This is a genomic window from Myxococcus stipitatus DSM 14675, from assembly GCF_000331735.1.
Taxonomy (GTDB): Bacteria; Myxococcota; Myxococcia; order Myxococcales; family Myxococcaceae; genus Myxococcus; species Myxococcus stipitatus.
The window spans coordinates 109,191-122,546 of sequence record NC_020126.1 but is presented as its reverse complement, the minus strand read 5'-3'; the positions used below and the strand labels follow the sequence as shown (position 1 = coordinate 122,546).

The 13,356-nt window shown below is 70.3% G+C and carries 12 protein-coding genes; 2 read left to right on the top strand and 10 right to left on the bottom strand.

Annotation, left to right across the window (positions count from 1 at the left end; genetic code table 11):
- Positions 1 to 84: 84 nt before the first annotated feature.
- The 5 genes from upp to MYSTI_RS00470 form a co-directional block, all read right to left on the bottom strand.
- Complete coding sequence (gene upp, locus MYSTI_RS00490; RefSeq protein WP_015345721.1) at positions 85 to 720, bottom strand: uracil phosphoribosyltransferase; 636 nt, start codon at positions 718 to 720, stop codon at positions 85 to 87.
- Positions 721 to 746: 26 nt separating this feature from the next.
- Positions 747 to 1,958 (bottom strand): URC4/urg3 family protein, encoded by a 1,212-nt coding sequence (locus MYSTI_RS00485; RefSeq protein ID WP_015345720.1) that lies wholly within the window; start codon positions 1,956 to 1,958, stop codon positions 747 to 749.
- Positions 1,951 to 3,204 (bottom strand): GTP cyclohydrolase II, encoded by a 1,254-nt coding sequence (locus MYSTI_RS00480; RefSeq protein ID WP_015345719.1) that lies wholly within the window; start codon positions 3,202 to 3,204, stop codon positions 1,951 to 1,953. Before MYSTI_RS00480 ends, MYSTI_RS00485 begins: the two co-directional genes overlap by 8 nt.
- A 59-nt stretch (positions 3,205 to 3,263) precedes the next feature.
- Positions 3,264 to 4,748, bottom strand: coding sequence for a CoA-acylating methylmalonate-semialdehyde dehydrogenase (locus MYSTI_RS00475; protein ID WP_015345718.1), 1,485 nt, complete (start codon positions 4,746 to 4,748; stop codon positions 3,264 to 3,266).
- Positions 4,749 to 4,983: 235 nt separating this feature from the next.
- Positions 4,984 to 5,394, bottom strand: a complete 411-nt coding sequence (locus MYSTI_RS00470) for a hypothetical protein (RefSeq protein WP_015345717.1) — start codon at positions 5,392 to 5,394, stop codon at positions 4,984 to 4,986.
- A gap of 163 nt (positions 5,395 to 5,557) precedes the next feature.
- On the opposite strand from MYSTI_RS00470, the gene MYSTI_RS00465 reads away from it, so the two are divergent.
- Positions 5,558 to 7,165, top strand: coding sequence for a type VI secretion system contractile sheath domain-containing protein (locus MYSTI_RS00465; protein ID WP_233278119.1), 1,608 nt, complete (start codon positions 5,558 to 5,560; stop codon positions 7,163 to 7,165).
- 49 nt (positions 7,166 to 7,214) lie between these two features.
- On the opposite strand, the gene MYSTI_RS00460 is transcribed toward MYSTI_RS00465, so the two are convergent.
- Positions 7,215 to 7,748: a GNAT family N-acetyltransferase gene (locus MYSTI_RS00460; protein ID WP_015345715.1), complete on the bottom strand. Its 534-nt coding sequence runs from the start codon at positions 7,746 to 7,748 to the stop codon at positions 7,215 to 7,217.
- A gap of 212 nt (positions 7,749 to 7,960) precedes the next feature.
- Between MYSTI_RS00460 and MYSTI_RS00455 the strand changes: the two genes are divergently transcribed.
- Positions 7,961 to 8,599, top strand: a complete 639-nt coding sequence (locus tag MYSTI_RS00455; protein ID WP_052350851.1) for a hypothetical protein — start codon at positions 7,961 to 7,963, stop codon at positions 8,597 to 8,599.
- Positions 8,600 to 9,075: 476 nt separating this feature from the next.
- Here the strand turns inward: MYSTI_RS00455 and MYSTI_RS00450 are convergent, their stop codons facing one another.
- From MYSTI_RS00450 to MYSTI_RS00435, 4 genes are all read right to left on the bottom strand, one after another.
- Positions 9,076 to 9,615, bottom strand: a complete 540-nt coding sequence (locus MYSTI_RS00450) for a hypothetical protein (protein ID WP_015345712.1) — start codon at positions 9,613 to 9,615, stop codon at positions 9,076 to 9,078.
- 30 nt (positions 9,616 to 9,645) lie between these two features.
- Positions 9,646 to 10,869 (bottom strand): ABC transporter permease, encoded by a 1,224-nt coding sequence (locus tag MYSTI_RS00445; RefSeq protein WP_015345711.1) that lies wholly within the window; start codon positions 10,867 to 10,869, stop codon positions 9,646 to 9,648.
- A 17-nt stretch (positions 10,870 to 10,886) separates the two neighbouring features.
- The gene (locus tag MYSTI_RS00440; protein ID WP_015345710.1) at positions 10,887 to 12,113 is read right to left on the bottom strand and encodes an ABC transporter permease; all 1,227 of its coding nucleotides are present in this window, start codon (positions 12,111 to 12,113) and stop codon (positions 10,887 to 10,889) included.
- A gap of 97 nt (positions 12,114 to 12,210) precedes the next feature.
- The gene (locus MYSTI_RS00435; protein WP_015345709.1) at positions 12,211 to 13,347 is read right to left on the bottom strand and encodes a cysteine desulfurase family protein; all 1,137 of its coding nucleotides are present in this window, start codon (positions 13,345 to 13,347) and stop codon (positions 12,211 to 12,213) included.
- Between the last annotated feature and the right edge of the window lie 9 nt (positions 13,348 to 13,356).

Here is a 13,356-nt window from a genome sequence, read left to right as displayed (position 1 = left end):
ACGGGGGATGTCGCTCGCACGACACCCACCGGGACCCGACGCTCACCGCATGCTCCCACGGGGGACGCGAGTCCCCCGGAGCGCCTACTTCGTCCCGAAGAGCCGGTCTCCCGCGTCGCCCAGGCCCGGGATGATGTAGCCGTGCTCGTTCAGGCGCTCATCCACCGCGGCCGTGTACACATGGACGTCCGGGTGGTGCTCCCGAAGCGTGGCCAGGCCCTCCGGACAGGCCAGCAGACAGACGAAGCGCAGCGAGCCGGGCTTGCTCTTCTTCAGCCGCTGGAGCGCCGCCACCGCCGAGTTGCCCGTGGCGAGCATCGGGTCACACACCACCACGTCCCGGTCCGCCAGGTGCCCCGGCACGCGGTAGTAGTACTCCACGGGCGTCAGCGTCTCCGGGTCTCGATACAGGCCGATGTGTCCCACGCGCGCGGAGGGCACCAGTTGGAGCATCCCGTCGAGGATGCCCTGCCCGGCGCGCATGATGGCCACCAGCACCAGCTTCTTGCCCTCCAGCATGGGCGCGCGCATGGGCGCCATGGGCGTCTGGATGTCCTCGTCGGCCAGCTTCAAATCGCGGAACGCCTCGTACGCCAGCAGGAGTGAAATCTCCTGGAGCAGCGTGCGGAAGTTCGCGGTGCTCGTCTCCACCCGACGCATCAGCGTCAGCTTGTGTTTCACCAGCGGGTGGTCCACCACGGTGCAGTTCGGGAACTCCATTGTGTCACTCCTGGGAGCAGCGTTGGTCAGAACACCGTCCCGTCGCTCTCGACGCGAATCGGTGGCACGCCTCCGGGACGCAGCTCGGCGGCCACCTTGCGGCCCGCCGTCCATGTCCCGCCTTGAAGCACCTTCCCCAGGGGCAGCTCCTCATTGCTCATTCCCAGCCGCCCCCGCACCAACGCGGCGACACGGTCCAACAACGCCACCGTCAGCGCGCGCCACTCTACAATGGGCTCCTCGCTGGGGTGCAGGACCTGCTGCGTGAGCCCCGCGTCCCGGGGCACCAGCACGCCCAGGTCCACGAAGAGCCCCCCGTTGCGGTACTCGGGCAGGCCGGTGAGCCCGTCCAGCTCCACCACCCGCACGCCCGCCTCCGCCAGCGGCTCCACCAGCGAGTACGTCAGCCACTGGGACAACTTGTGGAAGGGCACCAGCGCGTCCACGCTCTCCACCGGCCCCAGCGCGGAGTGCGGCCACACGTCGCCCAGGTTCACCGCGTCCACCATCACCCGCCCCGGCCAGATGGGGCCCAGCAGCTCCAGCACCAGCCCGAGCAGCTCGGAGGCGCGAGCGCTGTGTCCCTGCGCGACGACGATGTCGTGCAGCGCGCCGGGCCGGGGCAGCACCTTGGACAGCCCGTGCATCAGGTGCAGGCGGCCCTCCAGTCCGTCCAGCGGGTTCGAGTCGGAGACCTGGAGCCCGCGCGCCAGGGACTCGCGCGTCAGCCGCCCCAGCGCCTCCGAGTCCGCGCGCAGCGGCCAGTCCGGGTCCGACGAGAAGACGCCGTCCATGAACATGCGGAAGCTGGCCACGGCCAGCCCCTCCGAGCGCGCCCACGTCCCGCCGCCCTGCTCGCGGTAGCGCCACCGGGGCCCGCTGCCCGCGTCCAGCAGCACGCTCACCACGGCCAGGTCCAGCTTCGCCCGCGCGCGCTCCTGCGGCGTGGCGTCCCTCAGCCGCGACTCCAGCTCCTCCACGCGCTTCACCCCGCCCGCGTCGAAGTGACGCCAGCGGCTGTGCAGCGGGATGTCCAGCGCGGGGTACGCCTCGCGCGTGACGTCCAGCACCGCGTCCACCACCGCGGGCAGGCGCGAGGGCTCGACGCGGAAGTGGGTCAGCTTGCCCGCGAGCCCCAGGTCCAGGAGCTGGTGGCAGCGCTCTCGAATCGCCGCCGGCGTGCGCAGCCACGCCACCGCGGGGGAGACATCCGGCCTCGACAGCGAGTGCTCAGGCATCGAGCTCCCTCCCCTTCACCTGCGCCAGGCCGTCCGCGTCCGCCACGGGGCCCTTGGTGAAGTAGCCCGCCGCCTTCTTCGCCTCCATCTCCACCTTCGCGTCGGCGGGGATGAGGCCCTCCGGGATGGGGACACGCTCGAGGATTTCGATGCCCGAGCGGACGATGGCGTCGTGCTTCATGTCGCTCATCGACACGAAGCGGTGGATGCGGGTGATGCCCAGCCAGTGCAGCACGTCCGGCATCAGCTCCTGGAAGCGCATGTCCTGCACGCCCGCGACGCACTCGGTGCGCTGGAAGTAGGTGGCCGCGGAGTCGCCGCCCTCCTGCCGCTTGCGCGCGTTGTAGACCAGGAACTTGGTCACCTCGCCCAGCGCGCGGCCCTCCTTGCGCAGGTACACGATGATGCCCGCGCCGCCCGCCTGCGCCGTGCGCACGCACTCCTCGATGCCGTGCGCCAGGTACGGCCGACACGTGCAGATGTCGCTGCCGAACACGTCGGAGCCGTTGCACTCGTCATGCACGCGCACCGCCAGCGGGATGTCCCGGTTGGACACCGAGGCGACGTCGCCAAACGCATACAGCGTGAGCCCGCCGATGGGCGGCAGGAAGACGTGCAGGTCCGGGCGGGTGATGAGCTCCGGGAACATGCCGCCCGTGTGCTCGAAGAGACCGCGGCGCAGCGCGCTCTCCGTCATGCCGAAGCGCCTGGCGATGCCCGGCAGGTGCCACACCGGGTCCACCGCGGCCTTCACCACCTTGATGTCGCCGTTGGCGGTGAGCAGGTCTCCATCCGGCGTGAGCCGGCCCGCCTCCACCGCGTCGCGGAGTTCCGGCAGGTTGATGTGCGCGCGCGTGACGGCGATGGTGGGGCGGAAGTCGATGCCCTGGTCCGCGTACGAGCGGAAGGCCTGCGGCGCCACCGCGCCCCACGGGTCCAGCGAGACGATGCGCTCCGAGTCATTCCAGGACGGGTGCGGGCCGATCTCCGCCGCGGGCGACGTGTCCTTGAGGTCCGCGCGGTGGTCCTGCGGCAGCATGCCCGCCGCCACCGCCAGCGCGCGATACACGGCGTAGGAGCCCGCGTGCGTGCCGATGACGTTGCGGTGCGCCGGCTCCGTCAGCGTGGCGACGACGGGGCCTCGGCGCAGCGGGTCCGACTCTCCCCAGCGGATGGCGACACCGGGCGTGTCTCCATCCGGATGCGAGGTGAGGCGGATGTGATTGACGGGCTTCTTGTCTGCCATGAAACGCACTCCTTGCGGGCGCGATGGGAGCTCGAGCGAAGCGGAGAGAGGGCGACGGTTCAGCTCATCCACGAGCCGTCAGTGCGGGCCGACCACTTGCGGGTGACCTTCTTGAGCTGCGTCCAGAGGTCCAGGCTGGAGGGCCCGGTGATATCCCCATGGCCGAAGCGGGACTCCCCCGTGCCGCCGAAGGAGAAGGGCTCGCGGGGGACGGGCACACCCACGTTGACGCCCACCATGCCCGCGTTCACCCCCTCCACCACCGCCTGCGCCACCGCGCCGCTGGTGGTGAAGATGGACGCCGCGTTGCCATAGGGCGACGCGTTCTCCACCGCGAGCGCCGCCGACAACGTGGGCACGCGGATGATGGAGAGCACCGGGCCGAACAACTCGCGCCGCGCGGCCTCCATGTCCGGCCGCACCTGGTCCAGGATGGTGGGGCCCAGCCAGTGGCCCTTCGCCCACGCCTCGCCTTGGGGGCGCTTGCCCCGCCCGTCGAGCACCACGCGCGCACCCTCCGACGCCGCCCGCTCGATGGCCGTCTCCAGCCGCGCCACCGCGTCATTGTCGATGATGGCGCCCATCCCCGGCCCCACCTCGAGCTTCTCCGCGCGGCGCACGATGTCCGTGAGCACCTGTCCCACGTCCCCCACCGCCACCAGCACGCTGCCCGCCATGCAGCGCTGCCCCGCGCAGCCCGTGAACGAGTCCACGACGGCCTGCGCCGTGAGGTCCGGGTCCGCGTCCGGGGCGATGATGAGGTGGTTCTTCGCGCCGCCCAGCGCCAGCACCCGTTTGCCGCGCGCGCTGCCCTGGATGTAGACGTGCCGCGCCACCGCCGAGGACCCCACGAAGGCCAGCGCCTTCACGTCCGGATGCACCACCAGCGCGTCCACCGCCTCCTTGCCTCCGTGGACGATGGAGAAGACGCCGGGGGGATATCCCGCCTCGTGCATCAACTCCCCCAGCGCGCACGCGGTGAGCGGCACCTTCTCCGACGGCTTCAGGATGAAGACGTTCCCCAGCGTGAGGGAGATGGGGAACATCCACATCGGCACCATCGCCGGGAAGTTGAACGGCGTGATGCCCGCGACGATGCCCATGGGCTCGCGGCGGTACTCACAGGTGACGCCTCGGCTCACTTCCAGGTGCGAGCCGCTGTCCAGGTTCTGCAGCGACAGCGCGAACTCACACACCTCCAGGCCCTTGAGCAGCCCGGCGCGCGCCTCCGCCACCGTCTTGCCGGACTCACTGGCGGCCAGGTTCGCCAGCCGGTTCAGGTCCTTCTCCAAGAGGTGCCGGAAGCGGAAGAGGTACTGCGTGCGCTCCCGCACCGGCATCGCGCGCCACGACGCCAGCGCGGGACGCGCGGCCTCGATGACTTCGGCCACACCGTCGGCGGAGGTGAGAGGGACACGGCCAATGACGGTGCCGGTGTACGGGCTTCGCACGTCGAGCAGCACCGCGCCTTCCGGCATCCGCCACTCGCCTCCCGCCAGGTTCCGACACAGGACGACGTTCTCGGGGAGATCCACGAACGACAAGCGCGCACCCTCCTGCGGTGAGTGAGGACGTGCGGCTCATCGTATCCGTGAAGACAGACAGGTAAGCAACCCACCCCCCTCGAATGCCCTACCTCGGCGCCATCGAGTGTCCGTCACCCCAGCACTTCACCTGTCGGAAACAGGACCCGCCTCCCCGCGAGGCATGCGGCGCGTGGGCCGCACCGCGTCAAGAATTGAACAGGGTGGACCTGGACTCAGGTGGGAGCAATGCCTCTCAAGTCGGAGCGGAGGAATCCAGCCGGGAGCGAAGCCGCGTGAGGACGGTGGTGTCGTCGTCCTCCAGCGCCGCGCCCATCGCCTGGGCCTGGGCATACAGCGCGAGCGCATAGCGGAAGCGGGATGCGGCCGTCTCGGGAGCGTCCTGGGCTTCGTGCAGGTCGCCATCCTCCGCGACGAGCCGGGCCAGCACCTTCACTCGAGACGGCTCGCCCAGCAGCCGCGCGGTGGAGGAGGCGTCCACCATCAGGAGGGCCTCGTACTCCATGCCCAGGGTGTCGAGCGCCGTGGCGCGCAGGAGTCGGGCCGCGTCGTCGTAGCGCTTCTCGCGGCGGGCCGCGAGGAGCCGGACCAGCGCGGCGGCGAACTGCTCGATGAGGCGCTCGATGTAGTCCTTCCGGATGGACATGGGAGGAGGCTGGCCTTGGATGGCGGAACATTCAAGCGCGGGCTGGAGCGAGGAGGAGCCCCCTCGCGGATGACACCCTCACCCGCTAACGTGCGGCACCTGACTCTTGTTGGCTGGGGGGCGGTTCATGAGCCGGAGCGGAAGCAATGCGGAAGGGGCACACGTGCGGTGGTTCGTGGCGGGGGCGTTCTCCTCCTCGCCCACGGGGCGTCGCTTCCAGGTGACGCCGGAGACCTTCGCGGAGGAGCTGGCCAAGGCCGCCCGCCACGTGCGCGTCACCGTGCCGGACCGGCTGGGCGCACAGGACACCTGCCCGGTGGAGCTCTCCTTCGAGCGCTTGCGCGACTTCAGCGTGGCGGAGGTGCTCCCGCGTCTGCCCAAGCCCCGCGAGCTGCATGCGCTGCGTGACACCCTCTGGGGGCTGGGGCCCTCCGAGGAGGTCATCCAATGCGTGACGCGCGTCACCGGCCCCGGGCGCCTGCCGGACGCCGTCGCCGCCGCGATTCGCGACGCCGCGCCGCCCGCCGCGTCCGCGCCGCCCGCCGCCGCCGCCGCGAAGGAGGAGGACTCCCTGGTGGAGAGCCTGCTCCAGCAGGCGGAGAGCGCCTCGCCGACCGTGAATGCCTCGCGCGCCGTCAGCGCGTTCATCAAGGCCATCAACCCGAGTCCTCGAGCCACGCCGGCCGCGGGCCCCGCCAGCGCCGCGCGCAAGGCGGTGAAGGACCTGGTCGACGAGACGCTGGTGCGCTGCGCGACGGACGTGCTCATCGCGGAGCCCGTCGCCCGGATGGAGTCCGCCTGGCGGGGACTGAAGTGGCTGGTGGACCAGTGCCCCACGTCCGCGGGCATGGCGGTGGAGGTGCTCGACGTGAGCCGCGCGGAGCTGCCGGGCGCGCTGGAGGAGGCCCTCGGCGGGGAGCCCTTCGAGCGGCCCGATGCCGTCTTCGTCGTCGACACGAACGACGACGTCGCGGTGCTGGCCCGCCTCGCCGCGCTGGGTGAGCGCGCGCAGCTCCCCATCATCGCCGCCGTGGCGCCGTCGCTCCTGGGCCTGTCCCCGGACGAGCTCTCCCTGGGCCTGGACGACGGCCGCGAGAAGGTCTCCGAGGCGTGGAAGGAGCTGCGCCAGGACGAGTCCTCGCGGTGGCTGTGCGCGGTGCTCAACCGCGTGGCGGTCGCCAACGAGGTGAAGGCGAAGCGGTGGGCCTTCACCAGCCCCGCGCTCGCGGTGGCGGCCCTGCTCGCGTCCAGCTTCCGGGAGACGCGCTCCTTCGCGCGCATCACCGGCCAGCCCGGCAGCGTCCGAGCCCCCGCGCTGTGGGAGGTGCCCGCGGGTCGGGACAAGGGCCTGTCCATCCCCACCGAGACGTTCCTGCCCATCCGCGCGCAGACGAAGCTGGAGGCGCACGGGGTGCTGGGCCTGGGCAGTCGGCGCGACGCGGACACGGTGCTGCTGGCCGCGGCGCCCATGGCCTTCGGTGGCGGCTACGCGGTGCCCCTGCCCGCGCAGGTGCTCACCGGTCGCATCGTCCGCTTCGCCACGTGGGTGAGGGACCAGCTGCCTCCTGGCTCCGGCACCACGGAGGTGGCCGCCATCTTCTCGCAGGCCGCGGAGGTGTTCCTCTTCCAGGGTTCTCCCGAGCAGGGACAGCTCCAAGGAGAGCTGGTCCGCACGGACCACGGCCCCGGCGTCCACGTCACCGCCACCGTCCGGCCCGAGCACGCGGGCACCCGCTTCCAGCTCGCCTTCACGCTGCCCATGCGAGGCTGACCGCGGCGACGCGCCTCCGGGCGGGCACGCGCGAGCCCGGAGGACGGCGTCACGCCGGTGACTTCAGGCGCATCACGTACGCCTCCAGGAACACGGACGGCAGCGACATGTCGCCCGAGGGCTCCCGCACGTAGCCGCGGTTCATGTACATGCGCGCCACGCCCTCGGCGCCTCGGCGGACGTGGAGGCAGATGGCATCCACGCCCCAGCTCCGGGCCTGGTCCTCCGCGGCGTCGAGCAGCGGCCGGCTCAGGCCCTTGCCGTGCAGCTTCACGGAGGTGGCCAGGCCGCGCAGGTCCGCCGCGTTGGGCAGCCACGCCTCGGAGCCCGGCGCGCCGGGAGGAAAGAGGGCCACCGTGCCCACCACCTCGCCCGCGAGCTCGGCCACCTTCACCGAGGCAATCTTCCGCCGCGCGGCCACGTCCCGCAGCTCGCGCTTGCGCTCATCCGTGTAGACGACCTCCGGAAGCTTCTTCGCGTACTGGGTGATGAAGGCCTCGACCAGCAGCTCTCCCACCACACCGTCGTCCTCGGGCCGCGCGTCACGAACCACCACCGGCCCCATCGCATCCTGAGTGCTCATGCCCGCAGCCCTTACCACGGGCCCATGGCCAGTGCCTCCCTCCCCCAACCCACCGGGTGCCGCCCCCGCGAGCGACCTCCGCCGCCACCTTCGTCACGCAGCACGAGGCGGTGGCCTTCGCACTTGTGCACGCGTTTGCACACCTCGCCGTCCTCCTCGCGTGTCTTCACCGGGACTTCCGCGCGGCACATCCCTTGCCATGGGCACGCGCCATGGACCTCCCCCGCCATCGACTGCCGTTTCTTCTCGCAGGACTGCTCACCCTCCCCACCTTCGCGCACGCGCAAGAGGAGGTCTCCGCGCGGCCCGCGCCGCCGCCCGGGACCAAGCCCCTGAAGACGGCGCTCAACGTCGGCGTCCAGGGACACACGCATCGCCTGGACGCGAAGGGCGGTGAGTCCCCCGCCCTCTCGGTGAGCATGGAGCGGGCGTTCGATGACCACCTCTCCGTGTTCGCCGGCACGCTCCTCACGACGAACAACCTGGGCCTGGGCGTGCAGGCGGGAGGGCGCATCTCCTTCGGCGAGCGACCCTTGCAGGGTGCCTTCGTGTCCGCGCAGGGCGCCCTCACCTGGTTCGACTCCGGCACGGACGCGGACACCGGCTACGAGAACAGTGGCCGCCGCCAGTCCTTGAGCGCGCTCGTGGGCTACTCCCATGCGTTCGCGAACCGCTGGCTCATCTCGCTCGGAGCGGGTGTCCAGCACGTCGTCACGCGGACCAAGAGCGAGCCGCCGTTGCTGCCCGTCTGCATCTACTTCGTGTGTCCTCGGGAGCCCGGAGAGACGACACGTACGGAAACGGAGTCGTTCGAGCCACTCCTCCAGCTGGGCACCACCTTCCGGTTCTGACGCCCGCGCCGACCCAAAGACAAACGCTTCGCATCACCCGGCGAAGCGGGTGTCCAACTTTCCAACCCAGACGTATCTAGGGTGTCTTGATAATTCTCAGTTGTCTTTCATTGCCGACAACAGCATCTTGTCGGGGCCGTACGGATTCACATTCAGGAGACACACCATGTCGGCTCGCAAGAACCTCCGTGTTGCCGCTGTCCTCGCCGCCGTCGCCGCGGTCTTTACCGTGACGACGGGCTTCAAGTCGGCGGCCCCTGCCTCTGAGTGCGCCCCGATTTGTTACAAGCACCCCATCACCGGCCAGCTCATCTGCACGGCTCCCTGCCCGTAGTCTCGAAGTCCAAAGGGGCCTGGTCCGCGCATGACGCGGAGCAGGCCCCTTCTCACGAGACACAGGTCGATTTCAGGTGGCGCATTCGCTCCGGGCGCGAGGCCTCACCGGAGTGCCGCTTCGCCCTGCGTGCCAGGTCGGCTCAGACTTCCTCGTAGGCCACGCCTCTGAGCCTGGCGCGCTCCAGGACGCTCTTGAGGTGCTCGGAGATGATGAGCGCGTCGGCGCCTCCCGCGGCGCGAAACACCAGGAGTCCGCCGACCTTCCCCGGGTCGATCCGCATCCCTCCGACGCCGCGAGTGTCGCCAGAGGTGGCCACATTCCCGACCTGCATCTCCGACGAACACGCCACGCGCTGGGTGGCCACGAGGACATGGTACTCACCCGAGCCGCCTTTGACGGCCACGGACAGCAGTTGAGTCTCCTCGGCGGCGAACTCAGCGAAGCAGTTCGACATCTTGCTGTGCAGCACGGGAATCCCGCTGGCGCCAGCCAAGGTGAAGTCGCGCCGCCGCCCCTGCTCTCGAACACGAAGCTTCAGGGGCCCCGAGGCAGCAACGGGCTGCCCCGAGGTGAACCGCGACGGGTCCTCCAGCTCCCGGCCCTTTTCGTCCAGCAGGTCTCCCAGGGACCAGTCGCCCGCTTCCACCGCTTCAGTGAGCCTGAAGTATCGAGTCGGCACGCGAACTCCCAACGCTCGGAGCAGCCGCGCCTACTCTGTTCGCATCGCCTCCACGGGGTCCAGCTTCGCCGCGCGTGCGGCCGGGTAGATACCGAAGCCCAGGCCCACACCGCTGCTCATCGCGAGCGACAGCCAGACCGCCCAGGCAGGCACCTCGGTGGGCAGGCCAATCACCCAGCGCACCAGGTGGGACGCGCCAATCCCCAGGAGCACGCCCAGCAAGCCACCGGCCAGCGACAGCACCACCGCCTCCGTGGCGAACTGCGCCAGGATGCGCCGCTTCTTCGCGCCCAGCGCCTTGCGGATGCCAATCTCCCGCGTTCGCTCCGTCACGGCCACCAGCATGATGTTCAGGATGCCGATGCCGCCCACCAGCAGCGACAACAGACACACCCCGAAGCTGGCCGCGGAAATCACCTTGGACATGCCGTTGAACATCTCCGTGGCGCTCTCGTTGGAGAACACGAAGAAGTCATCCGGCTCCAGCGGCGTCAGGCCATGACGCCGGCGCATCAGGAGCGTCACCTCATCCTGTGCCCGCTTGACCACTTCCCCGGAGTGCGCCTGGACGCTCACGCGGTAGTCGCTCACCCCGAACAGCGGACGGAAGGTGGTCAGCGGAATCATCAGGCTGTTGTCCTGCCCGCCACCGCCCAGGAAGCTCCCCTTGCGCTGGAGCGTGCCCACCACCACGAACGTGCGGCCCTTCAGGCGGAATGACTGCCCCAGGGGCTGCATGCCGGGCCACAACACGTCCGCGATGTTGGGTCCCACCACCGCCACCTGACGGCCATCCAGATACTCCACGTCCGTGAAGGCACGCCCCGTCGCCACCGTCACCGAGTTCGTCTGGAAGTACTCCGGCGTCCCCGCCCACACGCCTACGTTGGCGCGCGTCTCACGCAGCGCCGTGTACATCTTCTGCCCGCCCTTCGAGTCCTCACCCGCCGCCGTCAACACCGAGGGCAGCTTGATGATGGCCTCCAGGTCCGCGTCGGTGAAGCGCGGCCGCCGCGCCATCTCCGCCGCCGACAGGTTGCCCGCGCCAAAAGGCAACCGCTGCACCTGGAAGCAGTTGGAGCCCAGCTCCGACATGTTCTCGTTCACTTCGTTGCGCAGGCCCTCGATGATTCCCATCATCGACACCACCGTGGTGGCGCCGATGACGATGCCCAGCAGCGTCAGGAAGGAGCGCAGCGGGTTGGAGACGAAGGTCCCGAACGCCAACCGCAAGGTATCCAGCAAGGCCATCATGGAAGAAGTTCCTCGGCTCAGTCGTGGCGGAGTGCTTCCACCGGGTCCAGGTTCGCCGCTCGCGCCGCGGGCCAGATGCCGAACAGCAGGCCCACCGCCGCCGCGAAGCCCACGCCTCCGACAATCGTCAGCGGCTGCACCGCCGCCGCCAGGGGCGTTATCCACGACACCGTCTTCGCCAGGCCCAGCCCCACCAGCGTCCCCATCACCCCGCCCACCGCGGACACGCTCGCGGCCTCCATCAGGAACTGGATGATGATGGTGCGCTTGCGAGCGCCCAGCGCGCGCCGCACGCCAATCTCCCGCGTCCGCTCGCGCACCGACACCAGCATGATGTTCATGATGCCGATGCCGCCCACCAGCAGCGTAATCAACCCCACGCCCGTGGCCGCGCCGTACAGCGCCCCCGTGAGCTGCGCGTACATGTTGGCCAATTGCTCCGGCCGGTTGAGCGCGAAGTCATCACCCGCCCCGGGCGGAGTCTTGCGCTCGCGCCGCAGCGCCGCGCCGATGAGGTCCTGCGCCGAGAGCACGTTGTCTGGCGAGTCCACCATCACGTTGATGACGGGCGAGTTGCGCTTGCCGAAGTGCGACTGGAAGGAGCGGTAGGGGATGAAGACCTGCAGGTCCTGGTTGTCCCCCAGCACCGTGCCCTTGGACTCCATGACGCCCACCACGCGGTAGGGCTTGCTGCCCAGCACCAGCCGGTGGCCCAAGGGATTGAGCCCGGGGAACAGCGTGCGCGCCACCTCCGAGCCCAACACCACCACCTGCGAGCGTGTCTCCACGTCCGCCGTGGTGAGGAAGCGGCCCAGGTCCACGAAGAACGAGGAGATGATGGCCGCGTCCGGCGTGGTGCCCAGCACCAGCACCGATGACATCCGTCGATCCAGGAACCGCGCCTCCGCGCGCTCGAAGTAGATGGGCGCCGCCGCCACCACGTGCTCGGAGGACTTGAGGATGGCGGGGACCAGGTCCGCCGACAGGTTCTTCCGATTGCGGTACTCCCACCAGTCCCCGCCCATGGTCCAAGGGAACTTGGAGACCTGAATCGTGTTGGAGCCAATCTGCTCGAGCTGGTCCGCGAACGACTGGTTGATGCCCTGGATGATGCCGACGATGGCCAGGAGGGTGCAGACCCCCACGCCGATGCCCACCGTCGTCAGCACGGTCCGCAGACGGTTCGCCTTCAGCGAGAACAAGGCGATGCGCCCGCCCTCCCACACGTCGACCCTGAAGCTCACGTAGAAACCTCTCGCACAGGCGCGCGGCGCCGCACCGGATGCATGCTCCGGTTCCTGCTCCTACGCCAGAGCCCTGGGGTTGATTGCATGACGGATTTCATCCCACCCGCCGCCATGCGCGGATGAGTGCGTCGGCCGCCTGGTCCACCTCCTCCGCCGACGTCTCCGGCCCCAGCGACAGGCGCACGGAGCCCAGGGCCTCCTGCTCGCCCACCCCCATGGCCCGCAGGACGGAGGACGCCGTCTCTCCCCCTTCGTGACATGCGGAGCCCGTGGACGCCGCGACCTCGGGTGCCGCGTCCAGCACCGCGCTGCCTCGCACGCCAGGGAAGCGGACATGGAGTGTGTTGGGCAGCCGCTCCGCGTCCTCACCGCTCAAGGCCAATCCCGGAATCGAGACACGAAGCCGGGTCCACAGCCGCTCGCGCAGGGCCACCTGCTCCGCCAGGCCCCTCGCCAGCCGGCGGCCCGCGAGCTCACACGCGACGCCCAGGCCCACCGCATACGGGACGTTCTGCGTCCCGGGCCGCAGGCTCCGCTCCTGCCCGCCGCCCAGCGTCACCGCACGCAGCGGCGTGCCCCGGCGCACATACAGCGCACCCACGCCCTTGGGCGCGCGCAGCTTGTGCCCCACCAGAGTGAGGAGGTCCACCCCCAGCGCCGTCACGTCCACCGGCACCTTCCCCACCGACTGCGCCGCGTCCGTGTGCACCGTGACGCCGTGGCGACGGGCCAGCGCCGCCACCTCCGACACGGGCTGGAGCACGCCCGTCTCGTTATTGGAGTGCATCAGTGACACGAGTGCGGTTTCCGGGTCGAGCGCCCGCGCCGCGTCCTCCACGCGCACGCGGCCCTGCGCGTCCACGGGCAGCCACGTCACGCGCCAGCCGCGCCACTCCAGCGCGTCGCAGGGCAGGCGGGTGGCGGGGTGCTCGATGACGGAGGTGAGGACGTGGCGGCGCTCCGCGCGGGACTCGGCGGTGCCTCGGATGGCCAGGTTGTTGGACTCCGTGCCGCCGGAGGTGAAGAGGACCTCGGAGGGCTTCGCGCCGATGAGCGCGGCCACCTTCGCGCGGGCCTCCTCCAGCGCCTCGAGCGCGCGGCGTCCGTAGGGGTGGCCGCTGGAGGGGTTGCCGAAGTGCTCGCGCAGGTACGGCAGCATCGCGTCCACCACCTCCGGGTCCACGGGGGTGGTGGCGTTGTGGTCCAGGTACAGCGGGTGCTCGGGGCTCATGGCCCCGCG

Coding starts and splice junctions, on each gene's coding strand:
- MYSTI_RS00445 (WP_015345711.1), bottom strand. CDS start 10,869: ATGATGGCCTTGCTGGATACCTTGCGGTTGGCGTTCGGGACCTTCGTC.
- upp (WP_015345721.1), bottom strand. CDS start 720: ATGGAGTTCCCGAACTGCACCGTGGTGGACCACCCGCTGGTGAAACAC.
- MYSTI_RS00460 (WP_015345715.1), bottom strand. CDS start 7,748: ATGAGCACTCAGGATGCGATGGGGCCGGTGGTGGTTCGTGACGCGCGG.
- MYSTI_RS00435 (WP_015345709.1), bottom strand. CDS start 13,347: ATGAGCCCCGAGCACCCGCTGTACCTGGACCACAACGCCACCACCCCC.
- MYSTI_RS00470 (WP_015345717.1), bottom strand. CDS start 5,394: ATGTCCATCCGGAAGGACTACATCGAGCGCCTCATCGAGCAGTTCGCC.
- MYSTI_RS00480 (WP_015345719.1), bottom strand. CDS start 3,204: ATGGCAGACAAGAAGCCCGTCAATCACATCCGCCTCACCTCGCATCCG.
- MYSTI_RS00485 (WP_015345720.1), bottom strand. CDS start 1,958: ATGCCTGAGCACTCGCTGTCGAGGCCGGATGTCTCCCCCGCGGTGGCG.
- MYSTI_RS00455 (WP_052350851.1), top strand. CDS start 7,961: ATGGACCTCCCCCGCCATCGACTGCCGTTTCTTCTCGCAGGACTGCTC.